Raw genomic sequence first — 14,074 nt, 5'->3', positions numbered from 1 at the left:
GCACGGCCCGGCCGCTCACTCAAACCCGGCTATTTGCACCTGGCGATGGACGACAGCGCCGCCGAAATGCCTTTCAGCGAAAAGACATAGGTCGTGGTGTTACCGCGGCCGGACTTCGCCTGCACCTTCATGTCGCTGCCAGACTTCATTGCGGCGATCAGCACCGGCTCCTCGGCGGCGTTTTCGACCCAGGCCGACTTGCCGCGGGTGAACATCGAAAAGCTCTTGCCGTCGATGGTGACGGTGGCCTTGGAGTTTTCCTGGAAATTGTAGCCGGCGATGAATTGCGGCTCGTAAGACACTTGCTGTCCCGGCCGCTGGCTGACGAAGAAGAACATGTCGCCATGGTCAAGCGTCGGCGGCTGCTTGTCGGTCGGCACGGTCAACACATAGCAAACCTTGCCGCCCGACGCCTGGTAGCTGTAGGTGCCCCAGGCATTGTGCTGGCCGATCTTGGTTGCGGACTGCGCCAGAGCCGGCGCTGTCATGGCCACCAGTGCCAGGCTCGAAATTGTAGCAATCAATCCGCGCATCGCTTTTCCCATATATGGTGCGGAGGCAGGCCGGCTCGGCGTCCTGCCCGTCGCTTCATTTTGATTTAATCTGGGTTACCAAACGGTGAACTTCCTTTGGGAAAAGGACATCCACCCCAGGAAACCGCCGCCATCCTTGCGCCCGTCGCTCGAAAGCGGCAGTTGCAACGTCCCTTTCGCGACTTGGATGCCACGAAAGCGGCAAGAGTTTGACTTTTCTGCCTTATCGCCGGCTCAGCCGTTGTCGGCAATCGCCTGTTTGGCGGCGAGCCGATGCGCTGATGTGATGTGGGCTTTGACGGTGGTGATCGCGGCGGTCAGCACGGCGATGTCGTCGGTAAAGCCCAGTCCGAGGACGAAGTCGGGGATGACGTCAGCCGGCAGCACGAAATAGCCGAGCGCCGCCACCAGGATGCCCTTGGCGCGCAGCGGCGTGTTCTTGTCCATGGCGCAGTAATAGGCGGCGACCAGCTCTTCCATGAACGGGATCTGCCGGGCAGCCCGCTTGGCCGTGCGCCAGAATTTCTCGCGCACTTCGCTCTCGTCGCCCGGCTTGCCGCCAAAGCCGAAGAAATCAAAACCTGATTTTTGCGCCATCAGTCTCTCCTAACGAGGCTGCGCATGGCGTTCCACGCGCGCCTGCCAGCGGAAAATGTGGTGAAAGCTCCAGTCCACTACAAGAGCGCGACCGTTCCCCGGCCTGAAAATCGGGCTACAGCATCGACAAATCTCCAACGACCTAACCGAAATAGCGGTTCATCATCCTGGCCAGTTCGAAGTCGAGCGCGGTCAGGCCGCCGGCATCATGGGTGTTCAGCGTCACGTTCACGGTGTTGTAGACGTTCGACCAGTCGGGGTGATGGTCGACCTTCTCCGCCGCCAGAGCGACGCGGGTCATGAATGCGAAGGCTTCGGAAAAATCGCTGAAGGTGAAGCTGCGCGCGATCGAGCCGCCGTCCTTGGCCAGCGACCAGCCGTCGAGCCCGGCCAGCGCCTCGGCGACCGCCTCACTGCTCAGTTTCTCTCTCGCCATGGTCGTTTCCCGTGCTATCTGGATTTGCAGTCTTCAGCATAGTGCCGGATCGATGAGCGCAAAGCCGATAAAATCCATTCTCTTCGTCTGTCTCGGCAATATCTGCCGCTCGCCACTGGCCGAGGGCGTGCTGCGCGCCGTCCTGGCCGAGCGCGGCCTCGATCGGGATATCCTGCTCGATTCGGCCGGGACCAGCGACTGGGAAGCCGGCTCGGCACCCGACCCGCGCTCGATCTCGATCGCAGAGCGGCACGGCGTCGATATTTCCGGACAGACGGCGCGCAAACTGACGCCGGACGATTTTTCGCGTTTCGACCTCATTCTCGCCATGGACCGATCGAATCTCCGGGATCTTAAAGCGCTGGTGCCTGCCGCCATGCGCGACCGGGTCCGTCTGTTCCTCGAGTTCGCCGAGGGAAGGGTAGGCGACGTGCCGGACCCCTATCGGCAGGGGCCGGAGGCGTTTGCCTCGGTCTACCGCATGATCCGCGAAGCGTCGGAGGCGCTGGCGACGCGGCTCGAGGCACGGCTGTCGGCGCCCGACAGCGGCCAGGCCTCCTCGACGATGTAGGGTCCGCCGCCGACCGAATCGCGCGACGACATCAGGACGAAGCGGCCGACACGGAAGGGCAGCGTCGAAAAATTGCCGCGCGCCGAAAGATACTGGGCGACGTCGAGCGGGCTCGAATTGCGCAACCTGGCCAGCGTCACATGCGGCATGAATTTGCGCGGGTCGGCGGGAATGCCGAGGCGTTGGCAGATGCGCTCGATCTCGGCTTGCAGCGACGCAAGATCGGGCGAGGCGGAGACGCCGGCCCACACCGCGTGCGGTTTCTTCTGGCCGAAGGCGCCGACGCCGGACAGTGTCAGCGCGAAGGAAGGGCGGTGGACGCGGTCGAGTGCGTTGGCGATCTCGTCGGCGACATGGCCCTCGACGTCGCCGATGAAGCGCAGCGTCATATGGTAGTTCTCGACGTCGATCCAGCGGGCCCGGGGCAGGCCGCCCCGGAGCAGGGACAGCGAAAGGGCGGCGTCACGCGGAATTTCGAGGGCGGTGAAAAGACGCGGCATGGTAAGCCTCCTGTCCTCGAATCGAACTCTTGTCCCTAGCGAATCATCGAAAATCGAGCGGGGCAAGCGGTTTGTTGGTTGCACCTGACCTAAAATCAAATCGTGTGGGGAATACGTAGCCTCATCGAAATCCGGTCCCTTCAAGAGTTGCCCTTGACCACGGCAATGGCTTTCTCGACATCCGGCAGTATGCGCTCGACCATGCGGTCGATGCCCTTGGCATTCGGGTGCAGGCCGTCCTCAAGTTGCATAGCTGGTTCGCCGGCGACGCCGTCGAGAAAGAATGGATAGAGCGGAACGCCGTATTTTTCCGCCAGTTTCGGGAAGATAGCGTCAAAGCCGTTCTGGTAGTCGGCGCCGAGATTGGGGGCGGCGCGCATGCCGGCCAGCAGCACGGCGATGTTGCGCTGCTTCAGCTTCGCCAGCATGGCGTCCAGATTTTTCTGCGTGATATCGGGAGAAACGCCGCGCAGCATGTCGTTGGCACCGAGTTCGAGAATGACAAGCTGCGTGCCGTCCGGCACCGACCAGTCGAGCCGCGACAGGCCGCCACTCGACGTATCGCCGGAGACACCGGCATTGGCGACCGTCACATCGTGGCCCTTGGCGCGGAGTGCTGCCTCAAGTTTTTGGGTGAAGCCTTCGTCCGGTCCGAGGCCAAAGCCTGCCATCAGGCTGTCGCCGAAGCCGACGATCTTGAACGGCTCGGCGCGCGCCGAAGAAATGGCGCCCCAAATTCCGAGGAAAAGGACGAAGGCTGCGGCAAGTCGGTGTTTGAAAGCCATGCGGCAGGGCCCCATATGACCGAGAACATTAAACTGGCGGTAGGCGGAATTCTGGCCTCCCTTTCCCATATAGGACGATTTTATTTTGACAGAAGCCGTCATCGCGCTGAAAAACGTATCGCTGACGCTAGGCGAAGGAGCGTCTTCCGTCCATGTGCTGAAAGGCGTCAGCCTAGACGTGGCAAGTGGCGAGGCGACCGGCATCGTCGGTCCGTCGGGCTCGGGAAAGTCGACGCTGCTGATGGTTTTGGCCGGCTTGGAAAGGGTTGATTCGGGTACGGTACGGATTGCCGGCGAATTGCTGAACGGCAAGAGCGAAGACCAGATCGCATCGTTTCGTGGGCGAAACATTGGCATCGTCTTCCAGTCCTTCCACCTCATTCCCAACATGACGGCGCTCGAAAATGTCGCAGTGCCGCTGGAACTTGCCGGTCATGAGAATCCGTTCGGGGTGGCGGCGCGGGAGCTCGAGGCGGTGGGATTGAGCGACCGCGTCACTCACTACCCCGGCGAATTGTCCGGCGGCGAACAGCAGCGTGTGGCGATCGCCCGGGCGCTGGCGCCTTCGCCGCGCATCCTGATCGCCGACGAGCCGACCGGCAACCTGGACCAGGCAACGGGACGGCAGGTCGCCGATCTCCTGTTCGCCAAAGCGGCCGAGCGCGGCATGACGCTGGTGCTGGTCACCCACGATCCAGCGCTCGCCGCACGCTGCTCCCGGCAAGTGTCGATGCGGTCGGGCCGGATCGAGGACGCGCCAGAACCAGTTCCAAAGCCGGGCAAGGTGCCGGCCTGATGCCGCTGTCGCGCACGCTGAAGCTCGCCTTCCGCTTCTCGCTGCGCGAGATGCGCGGCGGGCTGTCCGGCTTCCTGATCTTCCTTGCCTGCATTGCGCTTGGCGTCGCGGCGATCGGCGGCGTCAATTCGGTGGCCCGGGCGATTACCGCCGGTGTCGCCAACGAAGGCCAGTCGCTGCTCGGCGGCGATCTTCGTTTCCAGTTCAATCAGCGCGCCGCGACGCAGGCCGAGCACGTCTTTCTTGACGGGCTGGGCACGGTCTCGCACAGCGCCAACATGCGCTCGATGGCACGGCTCGACGACGGCTCCGACCAGGCGCTGGTCGAAGCCAAGGCGGTCGACGGCGCTTATCCGCTCTATGGCGCGCTGGAGACCCAGCCGGTGCTGGCGAAGCAGGAATTGTTCGGCGAACAATCCGGTGTTTTCGGCGCCGCCGCACCCGACCTTTTGTTCGAGCGGCTGAACCTTCGGATCGGCGACCGGCTGAAGCTGGGCAGCGCCACCTTCGAACTGCGCGCCCGGCTCGTCAACGAGCCGGACGCGGTCTCCGACGGCTTCGGCTTTGCGCCGCGGCTGATGATCTCGACGGACGGGCTTGCCGCTTCCGGTTTGATCCAGCCCGGCAGCCTGGTCGAGAACGCCTACAAGGTCCGCCTGCCCGGCGGCACCGGCGAGGCGCGCATAAAAGCCATTCAGGATCAGGCGGCGGAGAATTTTCCCGAGTCCGGCTGGTCGATCCGCACGCGCAGCAATGCAGCACCGGCGTTGTCCGCCAATATCGAACGGTTTTCGCAGTTCCTGACGCTGGTCGGGCTGACGGCGCTGGTGGTCGGCGGCGTCGGCGTGGCCAATGCGGTGCGCGCCTATCTCGACGGCAAGCGCGGCGTCATCGCCACCTTCAAGAGCCTGGGGGCTTCGGGCGGTTTCGTCTTTGCCGTCTACCTGGTGCAGATCCTGATGATCGCCGCACTTGGCATCACGCTCGGCGTCGCGCTAGGCGCGCTGATGCCGTTCGCGGCGAGCGCGGCGCTCCAGTCGATCATTCCGGTGCCGGCGGAGGGCGGATTCTATCCCGGCGCGCTCGGCATGGCGGCGCTGTTCGGGCTGCTGGTGACGCTGGCTTTCGCCCTGCTGCCGCTCGGCCGGGCGCGCGACGTGCCGGCGACGGCGCTGTTTCGTGAAATGGGTTTTGAGAGCCGCGGTTTTCCGCGCCCGCTCTACACGGCGGCGGCGCTCGGCATCGCGCTGCTGCTGGCGGCGCTGGCCATTCTGTTTTCCGGCGACCGCTACATCGCCTCGATCTTCGTCGGCGCCACCATTTTTGCTTTCTTGGTGCTGCGCCTTGTCGGCGCGCTGGTGCAGTGGGCCGCCAAAAGGAGCCCACGCGTTGGCTCGACGGTGCTCAGGCTCGCCATCGGCAACATCCATCGGCCGGGCGCCTTGACGCCGTCGGTGGTGCTGTCGCTGGGACTGGGGCTGACGCTTCTGGTGACGCTGGCGCTGATCGACGGCAATCTCAGGCGGCAGATTTCCGGCAGCCTGCCGGAACGGGCGCCGAACTTCTTCTTCGTCGACATCCAGAGCAGCGATGTCGATGCGTTCTCGGCGCTGGTCGGCAAAGAGGCGCCGCAAGGCACGCTGGTCAAGGTGCCGATGCTGCGCGGCCGGGTGATGGCGCTGAACGGCGTCGACGTCGACAAGGTCAAGGTCCCGGCGGAAGGGGCCTGGGTGCTGCGCGGCGATCGCGGGCTGACCTACGAGGCCAGAATTCCTGCGAATGCGACGCTGACCGAAGGCACATGGTGGCCGGACAATTATGCCGGCGAGCCGCTGGTGTCGTTTTCGGCCGAGGAAGGCAAAGAGATCGGGCTGAAACTCGGCGATACCGTCACCGTCAACGTGCTCGGCCGCAACGTGACGGCGAAGATCGCCAATTTCCGCCAGGTCGAGTGGGAGTCGATGGGCATCAATTTCGTCATGGTGTTCTCGCCCAGCACATTTGCCGGCGCGCCGCACAGCTGGCTGGCGACGCTGACCGAAAAGGGCGCGTCGCCGGCCGACGATGCCCGTCTTCTCAACGCCGTCACCCGTGCCTTTCCCGCGGTGACGACAGTCAGGGTCAAGGACGCGCTCGACATCGTCAACCGGCTGGTGGCGCAACTCGGCACCGCGATCAGGGCCGCGGCCGGCGTGGCGCTGATCGCCTCGGTGCTGGTGCTGGCCGGCGCGCTGGCGGCCGGCAACCGCGCCCGCATCCACGATGCGGTGGTGCTGAAGACGCTGGGCGCCACCAGGAAGACGCTGATCGCGGCCTTTTCGCTGGAATACATGCTGATCGGCCTCGCCACCGCGATCTTCGCGCTGGCGGCAGGCGGCATTGCGGCGTGGTTCGTTGTCGCGCGGGTCATGACGCTGCCGTCGCATTTCATGCCCGATGTGGCGGTGGCGACCATCGTCTTTGCCTTGCTGGTCACGGTCGGCATCGGCCTCGCCGGCACCTGGCGGGTGCTGGGCCACAAGGCGGCGCCGGTGCTGCGCAATCTCTGATCTGCAAGGATCTGCAAGCTCAACGCGACCGGGATTTGGTTAAATCTCGTTAATGTTGGCTTCGGAAGGCCGATAAATCCGGATTTTTGCTACTTCACGAAGCATTACGCCCGGTTACGGTCTTGTTCTTGACGCCAATAACCATCATATTTCGCCGCAGGCATGCTGGAGCCCCGCCCAGCGGCGCCGCGGTCCAAATGGGCCGGACACCGGACGGGGCAGAAGCAATATGAGGATTTCCATGGCTGAACCCGTTCGCAATTATCAGACGCGTGCCGTGCCCGGCGTCGGCGTCGATGCTGCTATCGACCAGGGCCTGCGCGCTTATATGATCAAGGTCTACAATCTGATGGGGCTTGGCCTCCTCATCACCGGCCTCGCCGCGGTCGGAACGATCATGCTGGCCACCACCACCGATCCGGCTTCGGCGGTCGCTACGCTGCCGAACGGCGATATGCTGACATCCTTCGGCTACGCGATCTTCGGCTCGCCGCTGAAATGGCTGGTGATCTTTGCGCCGCTGGCAGCGGTGCTGTTCCTGTCGTTCCGCGTCCAGTCGATGAGCGTTTCGGCCGCGCAGACGACGTTCTGGGTCTATGCCGGCCTCGTCGGGCTGTCGCTGTCGTCGATCTTCCTGGTCTACACCACCGCCAGCATCTCGCAGACCTTCTTCGCCACCGCCGCCGCGTTTGGCGGATTGTCGCTCTACGGCTACACGACCAAGCGCGATCTTTCCGCGCTCGGTTCGTTCCTGATCATGGGCCTGGTCGGTCTGATCATCGCGATGGTGATCAACATCTTCCTGCAGTCGTCGGCGCTTTCCTTCGCCGTTTCGGCGATCGGCGTGCTGATCTTCGCAGGGCTGACCGCCTACGACACGCAGAACATCAAGGAGATGTATTTCGAGGGCGACGAGACTGATGTCGCCGGCCGCAAGGCGATCATGGGCGCTCTGAGGCTCTATCTCGACTTCATCAACCTGTTCATGTTCCTGCTGCAGTTCATGGGCGATCGCCGTTAAACACGGCCCCTTGAGTCTGTGGACCAGCGAATTTGGAAAGGGCGGCCCAACGGCCGCCCTTTCCTTCTGTGCCGGCCTTTGCTGTGATAGAAGGCAGATGAACGGCTTGCATAAATTATGAGCAGCATCACGATACGCGGCGCGACAGCGGCCGATCTCGACCGGATCACCGACATCTATGCCGATGCGGTGACCCACGGCACGGCGAGCTACGAACTGGAGCCGCCTGACCGTGCCGAGATGGGCGAGCGCTTCGACAGTTTGATAGCGGGCGGCTTTCCCTATCTGGTGGCGGAAAAAGCCGGCATCGTGCTCGGCTATGCCTATGCCGGCCCCTTTCGGGCGCGGCCTGCGTACCGGTTCATCATCGAAGATTCGGTCTATGTCGCGCCCGAGGCCAAGGGCCATGGCATCGGGCTGAAGCTAATGCAAGGGCTGATCGCGGCGGCCGAGGCGGCGGGCTTCCGCCAGATCATAGCGGTGATCGGCGACGGTCGGCCGGACAGTGCCTCGGTCCGGCTGCATGAAAAGCTCGACTTTCGCCATTCGGGCCGTCTGGAAGCCTCCGGCTACAAGCATGGACGCTGGCTCGACACGGTGTTCATGCAACTGCCGATCAATGGCGGGTCTCAGGTTCCGCCCGATCCCAACTCACTTCCGGAACGGAGATTCCGGAAGCAAAACCAGTAGTTAGGCCTCCACCAGTTTCAGCGTGCGGTCGAACACGCCAAGCACGCGGCCAAGTTCCTGGCTGCGCTTGAGGATGCGGCCGCCGGCGGCAATGACGGCGAAAGCGCCTTGTCGGCGCGCCAGCTTCGGATCCTTGACGATCTGGAACAGCGGCACCTCGCTGGTGCGACGGAAGACGGAAAAGACGGCGCGGTCGGCAAGATGGTCGATGGCGTAGTCGCGCCATTCATTGGCGGCGACCATGCGCCCGTAAAGCCTCAGGATCTGGTCCAATTCACGCCGGTCGAACCGCACCGGCTGGTCGAGGCGTTCACGTCTTGCCTCATGCAGCGGGATCAGTATTGCGGATGCGTCCCCATCCTCCGTCCCACTGCCGTGATCAGTCATGCCTCGATCCCTTCGAATCTTACACTCATCAAAGTTGGCGCTTTCGCCATGGAATTGCAAGCCCAGCTGGGCAAAGGTGGGCGACGCACCGTTTCCGCGGTGTCCAGTCACGTTTATAAAACGACCGTTGGAATTGGTGATGCGTCGCCACAATTCTGCCTTCTTTTATCCGCGCTAATGCCCCAATCTCCGACGAATTTACGGGTGTTGCCTGAGACGGTTCGGTCCGGCACTGGCTCGTAAACCCCAAGCCCCCCGCCCACGGGTCTGCGTCGGATCGAACCAACCTCGGTTTCTCCCTTGGAGAAATCGAGCGCGACGATCCCAAAACCTAAATGACCGGCGTCAGAAGCAAGCTGACGTCGGTTTTTTATTGGCCGAGTGAATCCGCGCGGCCTTCCCTTCTCCCCCTTGTGGGAGAAGGTGTCGCCGAAGGCGACGGATGAGGGGTGTTCCAGCTTGGCAATTTGCTTGAAATCACCGCCGCCTCATTCCTTCCAGCACCCCGCTCGACGTTGCGCGCCGATCCAACACCCGGGGCGAGTCGCTGGCCTCGCCCGCCCTTCGGGCCCCACAAGCGGAGAAGGCGAGGGCGTTCAGGGCTTGTGTATCAAGGCGGCGCCCAGGATGGGACCCGGCATGCCGTCCTTGCCCACCGATTGCAGCAGCACGGCGCAGCCGCCTTTCTTGGCGATCACGCTCATCGGCAATTCGTAGCGCTGCGCCTTGCCGTGCCACATACCGGCGGTCTGGATGCCGGAGACGGCGTTCCAATAGGTCATGCTGCGGCCGGTGTTTTCGCCCTTGCCGATCTTGATGGTCTGCGGCGGGTCGAAATAGACGATGACGACATGGGCATCGCTGGGGCCGCTCCCGGCATCGCCGGCGTCGATGATGACGCGGTCGCTGGTCCGGCTGACCTTGATGCCGACCTGCATGCCTTCGCCGGATCTTCCCATGCGGGCGAGCGCGCCGTCGACTTCCTCGCGGCGGGCACCGTTGACATGGCTGCGGCCATTGATGACGGCCTGCGGCGTATAGACCGAGCGGCTGCCGAAGGCGCGCATATACTCATACTGCCGCTCGGTGTTCTCCTTGCGGCTCAGCGTGTCCTTCCAACCGAGATAATCCCAGTAGTCGACGTGATAGGCGAGCGCGACGATGTTCTCCTTGGCGGCAAGCTCGGCGAAAAACGCATCGGCCGGCAGGCAGGAACTGCAGCCCTGGCTGGTGAAGAGCTCGACCACGCCCAAGGGCTGGCCGACCAGGGGTTTATCTGTCTGGGAGCGGTCGGCCTCGCCGGCAAGCGCATTGCCGGCCAGCGCCTTGCCGGCAAGTCCAGCGCCGGCAAGCACCGAGAGGGCTAGCGCAAATACCGCAAGCCGCAATGGTCTTCGAGGTGTCATGACCGTTTCGACTCCCGCCGGTGATGGCCGGCTTTGTTCTGGTTGGCGAAATATGTGGCAGAAGCGGCAGTCAACGGGAAGTCACGTTGCGGTGAAACTTTTACCGCTGTAGCCAACTGCAAGGGCGCAGCAGGACGGCTACACTTCAGGGTAGAAACCGATTCGGGCAACAATCAGCATGTGGCAAACTCTCCTGACGCCGGTCGACCTGTACTGCGAGCGGGTCGGGCCGGAGTACTGGGCCGAGCCGGTCAACGCACTGACCAATCTGGCTTTTCTTGTCGCCGGGCTGTGGGGTGTCCGGGAGGTGCGCCGGCGTGGCGCAGGCATCTTCGCCGAAATGCTGGCCTGGTGGGTGGTGGCGATCGGCATCGGCTCGGCGCTGTTCCACACCTTTGCCAACCATGCCACGGTCTGGGCCGACGTGCTGCCGATCGCCGGGTTCACGCTGGCCTACACGCTGTTCAACCTGCGTCGTTTCCTCGGCATGAACTGGGGCAAGGCGATCGCCATCTTCGTCGCCTTCTATGCCGTCACCGGGTTGTTGACCTGGGCCGTGCCGGACTGGCTGCGCCAGGCATCGAACGGCACGACCGGCTATCTGCCGCCCTTCCTGGCGCTCGCCTTCTTCGGCGCCTGGGTGGCGGCGAGCGGCAACCGCGCCGGCTGGTACAATCTGGCGGGCTCGGCGATCTTCGTCGTGTCGGTCATCTTCAGGACGATCGATCTGCTGGTCTGCGGCAGCTTCCCGCTCGGCACGCATTTCCTGTGGCACATCCTCAACGGGCTGATGCTAGGCGTGCTGCTGGCGGCGGCGGCGCGGTTCGGGAGGGGAATAGGGGAATAGGGGAATAGGGGAATAGGGGAATAGGGGAATAGGTATTGCCTTCCCTACTCCCTTACTCCCCTCTCTCTATGCTGCCAGGTCGCGCAGCACATATTGCAGGATGCCGCCGTTCTTGAAGTAGTCGAGCTCGTCCAGCGTATCGATGCGGCAGATGATCGGAATGTTCTTCACCGTGCCGTCGCCATAAGTGATCTTCGCGATCATCTTCTGACGCGGCTTGATGGCGCTCAGTCCGTCGATTTCGACCAGTTCGTCGCCCTTGAGGTTGAGCGAGGCCCATGAGGTGCCCTCCTCGAAGACGAACGGGATGACCCCCATGCCGACCAGGTTCGAGCGGTGGATGCGCTCGAAGGACTGAGCGATGACGGCGCGAACACCCAACAGGTTGGTGCCTTTGGCCGCCCAGTCGCGCGACGAGCCGTTGCCGTATTCGACACCGGCGAAGATGACCAGCGGCACGCCTTCCTTCTTGTACTCCATGGCTGCGTCGTAGATCGATTTCTCTTCCTTCGACGGATAGTGGATCGTGTAGCCGCCCTCGCGGCCGTTCTCGCCCAGCATGTGGTTGCGGATGCGGATATTGGCGAAGGTGCCGCGCATCATCACCTCGTGATTGCCGCGCCGCGTGCCGTATTGATTGAAGTCGGCAACGCCGACGCCATGATCGATGAGGTACTTGCCGGCCGGCGAGGCTGCCTTGATCGAGCCGGCCGGTGAGATGTGGTCGGTGGTGATCTTGTCGCCGAACAGGCCGAGCACGCGGGCGCCCTTGATGTCGCCGATTGTGCCGAAGCCTGGTGTCATGCCAGCGAAGTAGGGCGGGTTCTGCACATAGGTCGAATTGTGGTCCCAGGCATAGGTCTGGCCTTCCGGCACCTTGACGTTCTGCCAGTATTCGTCGCCCTTGAAGACGTCGGCATATTTGCGGGCGAACAGTTCGCGCGTCACGTTCTTCTCGATGAACTCCTGGATCTCGACCGAGCTCGGCCAGATGTCCCTGAGGTAGACCGGGTTGCCGTCGCGGTCCTCGCCGAGCGGTTCGGTGGTCAGGTCCTTGGTCACGGTCCCGGCCAGCGCGTGGGCGACGACCAGCGGCGGCGAAGCGAGGTAGTTCGCCTGCACGTCGGGCGAGACGCGGCCTTCGAAATTGCGGTTGCCGGAAAGCACCGCGGCGGCAATCAAACCTTTGTCATTGATGGTCCTGGAGATCGGCGCCGGCAACGGGCCGGAATTGCCGATGCAGGTGGTGCAGCCGAAGCCGACCAGATTGAAGCCGATCTGGTCGAGTTCCTTCTGCAGGCCGGATTTCTCCAGATATTCGGCGACGACCTGGCTGCCCGGCGCCAGCGATGTCTTGACCCACGGCTTCTGCTTGAGTCCGAGCCGGTTGGCGTTGCGTGCCAGCAACCCGGCGCCGATCAGCACGCTCGGGTTCGAGGTGTTGGTGCAGGAGGTGATGGCGGCAATGACGACGTCGCCATGGCCAAGGTCGTAGTCGGTGCCCTCGACGGCATAGCGCTTGTCGATTTCGACCGCCTTCTTGTATTCGGTTTCCATCGCCTTGACAAAGCCGGCCGGAATGCCTTCAAGCGCGACCCGGCCCTCTGGACGCTTGGGGCCGGCCATCGACGGCACGACACTGCCGAGATCGAGCTCGATCAGGTCGGTGAAGACCGGATCGGCCGAGCCGGTATCGCGCCACATGCCTTGCGCCTTGGCGTATGCCTCGACCAGCGCGATGCGGTTTTCCTCGCGGCCGGACATGGTGAGGTACCGGATGGTTTCGCCATCGACCGGAAAGAAGCCGCAGGTGGCGCCATATTCGGGCGCCATGTTGCCGATGGTGGCGCGGTCGGCCAGAGTCATGTTGGACAGACCCGGACCGAAGAATTCGACGAACTTGCCGACGACGCCCTTCTTGCGCAGCATCTGGGTGACCGTGAGCACGAGATCGGTGGCGGTGACGCCTTCCCTGAGCCTGCCGGTGAGCCGGAAGCCGATGACTTCGGGCAACAGCATGGAGACGGGTTGGCCGAGCATCGCGGCCTCGGCCTCGATGCCGCCGACGCCCCAGCCGAGCACGCCAAGGCCGTTGATCATGGTGGTGTGCGAATCGGTGCCGACGCAGGTGTCGGGATAGGCTGTGGTTTCGCCGCCTTCGGTGTTGGTCCACACGACCTGGCCGAGATATTCGAGATTGACCTGGTGGCAGATGCCGGTGCCGGGCGGCACGACGCGGAAATTGCGGAAGGCCTGCTGGCCCCATTTCAGAAATTTGTAGCGTTCTTCGTTGCGCTCGTACTCAAGCTCGACATTCCGGGCGAAAGCCAGCGGCGTGCCGAACTCATCGACGATGACCGAGTGGTCGATGACCAGGTCGACCGGCACCAGCGGATTGATCTTTTGCGGGTCGCCGCCGAGCGAGGCCATGGCATCGCGCATGGCGGCCAGGTCGACCACGGCCGGAACGCCGGTAAAATCCTGCATCAGCACACGGGCCGGGCGATAGGCAATCTCGACGCCGGCGGTGCCCCTGTCGGTCAGCCAGCCGGCGACCGCCTGGATGCTCTCCTTGGTGACGGAACGGCCGTCCTCGTTGCGCAGCAGGTTCTCCAGCAGCACCTTCATCGAATAGGGCAACTGGCCGATGCCGGTGAGGCCGTTCTTCTCGGCCTCGAGAAGATCGTAATAAATATAGTCGGTGCCGCCTGCGGTCAGCGTGCGGCGGCAATTGAAACTATCGAGGGATTTTGACACGTGCGATCCGTCCTTGTCTGTTCAGCCTGAAAGGGAACGGACGCCGATGGCATGCAATCACGCGCAAAGGTGCGGGTACGGCCATTTCCGCTGTCCGTTCCCAGCCAACCCGAGCCGTTCAAGGCGGCGCGTGCGCTGGTTCGGCGCTAATTCGCTTCCCGTGCCGACCGCTGGCACGGATGACCCGCATATAGAGAAT

Annotated in this window: 14 protein-coding genes; 6 read left to right on the top strand and 8 right to left on the bottom strand. The window is 63.3% G+C overall.

All coding sequences use genetic code 11. The features are described 5' to 3' along the window. Positions 1–29: 29 nt before the first annotated feature. From BQ8794_RS23140 to BQ8794_RS23130, 3 genes are all read right to left on the bottom strand, one after another. The gene (locus tag BQ8794_RS23140) at positions 30–533 is read right to left on the bottom strand and encodes an invasion associated locus B family protein (RefSeq protein ID WP_077381026.1); all 504 of its coding nucleotides are present in this window, start codon (positions 531–533) and stop codon (positions 30–32) included. Between the two features lie 234 nt (positions 534–767). After that, on the bottom strand, positions 768–1,130 hold the full coding sequence (locus BQ8794_RS23135) for a YkvA family protein (protein WP_023803329.1): 363 nt from the start codon (positions 1,128–1,130) through the stop codon (positions 768–770). A gap of 142 nt (positions 1,131–1,272) precedes the next feature. Then, positions 1,273–1,566, bottom strand: a complete 294-nt coding sequence (locus tag BQ8794_RS23130) for a 4a-hydroxytetrahydrobiopterin dehydratase (RefSeq protein ID WP_077380943.1) — start codon at positions 1,564–1,566, stop codon at positions 1,273–1,275. Positions 1,567–1,618: 52 nt separating this feature from the next. On the opposite strand from BQ8794_RS23130, the gene BQ8794_RS23125 reads away from it, so the two are divergent. Next, on the top strand, positions 1,619–2,137 hold the full coding sequence (locus BQ8794_RS23125; RefSeq protein ID WP_077380942.1) for a low molecular weight protein-tyrosine-phosphatase: 519 nt from the start codon (positions 1,619–1,621) through the stop codon (positions 2,135–2,137). Here BQ8794_RS23125 and thpR read toward each other — a convergent pair. Both thpR and BQ8794_RS23115 read right to left on the bottom strand, forming a co-directional pair. Then, positions 2,041–2,637 carry an RNA 2',3'-cyclic phosphodiesterase gene (gene thpR, locus BQ8794_RS23120; RefSeq protein ID WP_077380941.1) on the bottom strand — a complete coding sequence of 199 codons (597 nt, stop codon included), beginning with the start codon at positions 2,635–2,637 and terminating at the stop codon, positions 2,041–2,043. The genes BQ8794_RS23125 and thpR overlap by 97 nt on opposite strands. 140 nt (positions 2,638–2,777) lie before the next feature. Then, positions 2,778–3,422, bottom strand: a complete 645-nt coding sequence (locus BQ8794_RS23115) for an arylesterase (protein WP_077381025.1) — start codon at positions 3,420–3,422, stop codon at positions 2,778–2,780. A gap of 85 nt (positions 3,423–3,507) precedes the next feature. Between BQ8794_RS23115 and BQ8794_RS23110 the strand changes: the two genes are divergently transcribed. The 4 genes from BQ8794_RS23110 (at position 3,508) to BQ8794_RS23095 (ending at position 8,478) form a co-directional block, all read left to right on the top strand. Then, positions 3,508–4,218 (top strand): ABC transporter ATP-binding protein, encoded by a 711-nt coding sequence (locus BQ8794_RS23110; RefSeq protein WP_077380940.1) that lies wholly within the window; start codon positions 3,508–3,510, stop codon positions 4,216–4,218. Then, positions 4,218–6,767 (top strand): ABC transporter permease, encoded by a 2,550-nt coding sequence (locus BQ8794_RS23105; protein ID WP_077380939.1) that lies wholly within the window; start codon positions 4,218–4,220, stop codon positions 6,765–6,767. The genes BQ8794_RS23110 and BQ8794_RS23105 overlap by 1 nt, the downstream gene beginning before the upstream one ends. Positions 6,768–7,008: 241 nt before the next feature. Continuing rightward, positions 7,009–7,788 (top strand): Bax inhibitor-1/YccA family protein, encoded by a 780-nt coding sequence (locus BQ8794_RS23100; protein ID WP_077380938.1) that lies wholly within the window; start codon positions 7,009–7,011, stop codon positions 7,786–7,788. Between the two features lie 117 nt (positions 7,789–7,905). Continuing rightward, on the top strand, positions 7,906–8,478 hold the full coding sequence (locus tag BQ8794_RS23095; protein ID WP_077380937.1) for a GNAT family N-acetyltransferase: 573 nt from the start codon (positions 7,906–7,908) through the stop codon (positions 8,476–8,478). On the opposite strand, the gene BQ8794_RS23090 is transcribed toward BQ8794_RS23095, so the two are convergent. Both BQ8794_RS23090 and BQ8794_RS23085 read right to left on the bottom strand, forming a co-directional pair. Further along, entirely contained in the window at positions 8,479–8,865 is a 387-nt protein-coding gene (locus tag BQ8794_RS23090) for a DUF2794 domain-containing protein (protein ID WP_077380936.1), read from the bottom strand. Between the two features lie 596 nt (positions 8,866–9,461). Beyond that, positions 9,462–10,271: a DUF1223 domain-containing protein gene (locus tag BQ8794_RS23085; RefSeq protein ID WP_077380935.1), complete on the bottom strand. Its 810-nt coding sequence runs from the start codon at positions 10,269–10,271 to the stop codon at positions 9,462–9,464. Positions 10,272–10,449: 178 nt separating this feature from the next. Between BQ8794_RS23085 and BQ8794_RS23080 the strand changes: the two genes are divergently transcribed. Then, positions 10,450–11,118: a ceramidase domain-containing protein gene (locus tag BQ8794_RS23080; RefSeq protein ID WP_077380934.1), complete on the top strand. Its 669-nt coding sequence runs from the start codon at positions 10,450–10,452 to the stop codon at positions 11,116–11,118. Between the two features lie 66 nt (positions 11,119–11,184). Here BQ8794_RS23080 and acnA read toward each other — a convergent pair whose 3' ends face one another. After that, positions 11,185–13,875: an aconitate hydratase AcnA gene (gene acnA, locus BQ8794_RS23075; RefSeq protein WP_077380933.1), complete on the bottom strand. Its 2,691-nt coding sequence runs from the start codon at positions 13,873–13,875 to the stop codon at positions 11,185–11,187. Between the last annotated feature and the right edge of the window lie 199 nt (positions 13,876–14,074).

The sequence above is a fragment of the Mesorhizobium prunaredense genome (assembly GCF_900156895.1).
GTDB lineage: Bacteria > Pseudomonadota > Alphaproteobacteria > Rhizobiales > Rhizobiaceae > Mesorhizobium > Mesorhizobium prunaredense.
The sequence above is the reverse complement of the archived record's forward strand: the minus strand, read 5'-3'. Positions and strand labels throughout refer to the sequence as shown.

Coding starts and splice junctions, on each gene's coding strand:
- BQ8794_RS23140 (WP_077381026.1), bottom strand. CDS start 533: ATGCGCGGATTGATTGCTACAATTTCGAGCCTGGCACTGGTGGCCATG.
- BQ8794_RS23135 (WP_023803329.1), bottom strand. CDS start 1,130: ATGGCGCAAAAATCAGGTTTTGATTTCTTCGGCTTTGGCGGCAAGCCG.
- BQ8794_RS23130 (WP_077380943.1), bottom strand. CDS start 1,566: ATGGCGAGAGAGAAACTGAGCAGTGAGGCGGTCGCCGAGGCGCTGGCC.
- BQ8794_RS23125 (WP_077380942.1), top strand. CDS start 1,619: ATGAGCGCAAAGCCGATAAAATCCATTCTCTTCGTCTGTCTCGGCAAT.
- thpR (WP_077380941.1), bottom strand. CDS start 2,637: ATGCCGCGTCTTTTCACCGCCCTCGAAATTCCGCGTGACGCCGCCCTT.
- BQ8794_RS23115 (WP_077381025.1), bottom strand. CDS start 3,422: ATGGCTTTCAAACACCGACTTGCCGCAGCCTTCGTCCTTTTCCTCGGA.
- BQ8794_RS23105 (WP_077380939.1), top strand. CDS start 4,218: ATGCCGCTGTCGCGCACGCTGAAGCTCGCCTTCCGCTTCTCGCTGCGC.
- BQ8794_RS23100 (WP_077380938.1), top strand. CDS start 7,009: ATGGCTGAACCCGTTCGCAATTATCAGACGCGTGCCGTGCCCGGCGTC.
- BQ8794_RS23095 (WP_077380937.1), top strand. CDS start 7,906: ATGAGCAGCATCACGATACGCGGCGCGACAGCGGCCGATCTCGACCGG.
- BQ8794_RS23090 (WP_077380936.1), bottom strand. CDS start 8,865: ATGACTGATCACGGCAGTGGGACGGAGGATGGGGACGCATCCGCAATA.
- BQ8794_RS23085 (WP_077380935.1), bottom strand. CDS start 10,271: ATGACACCTCGAAGACCATTGCGGCTTGCGGTATTTGCGCTAGCCCTC.
- BQ8794_RS23080 (WP_077380934.1), top strand. CDS start 10,450: ATGTGGCAAACTCTCCTGACGCCGGTCGACCTGTACTGCGAGCGGGTC.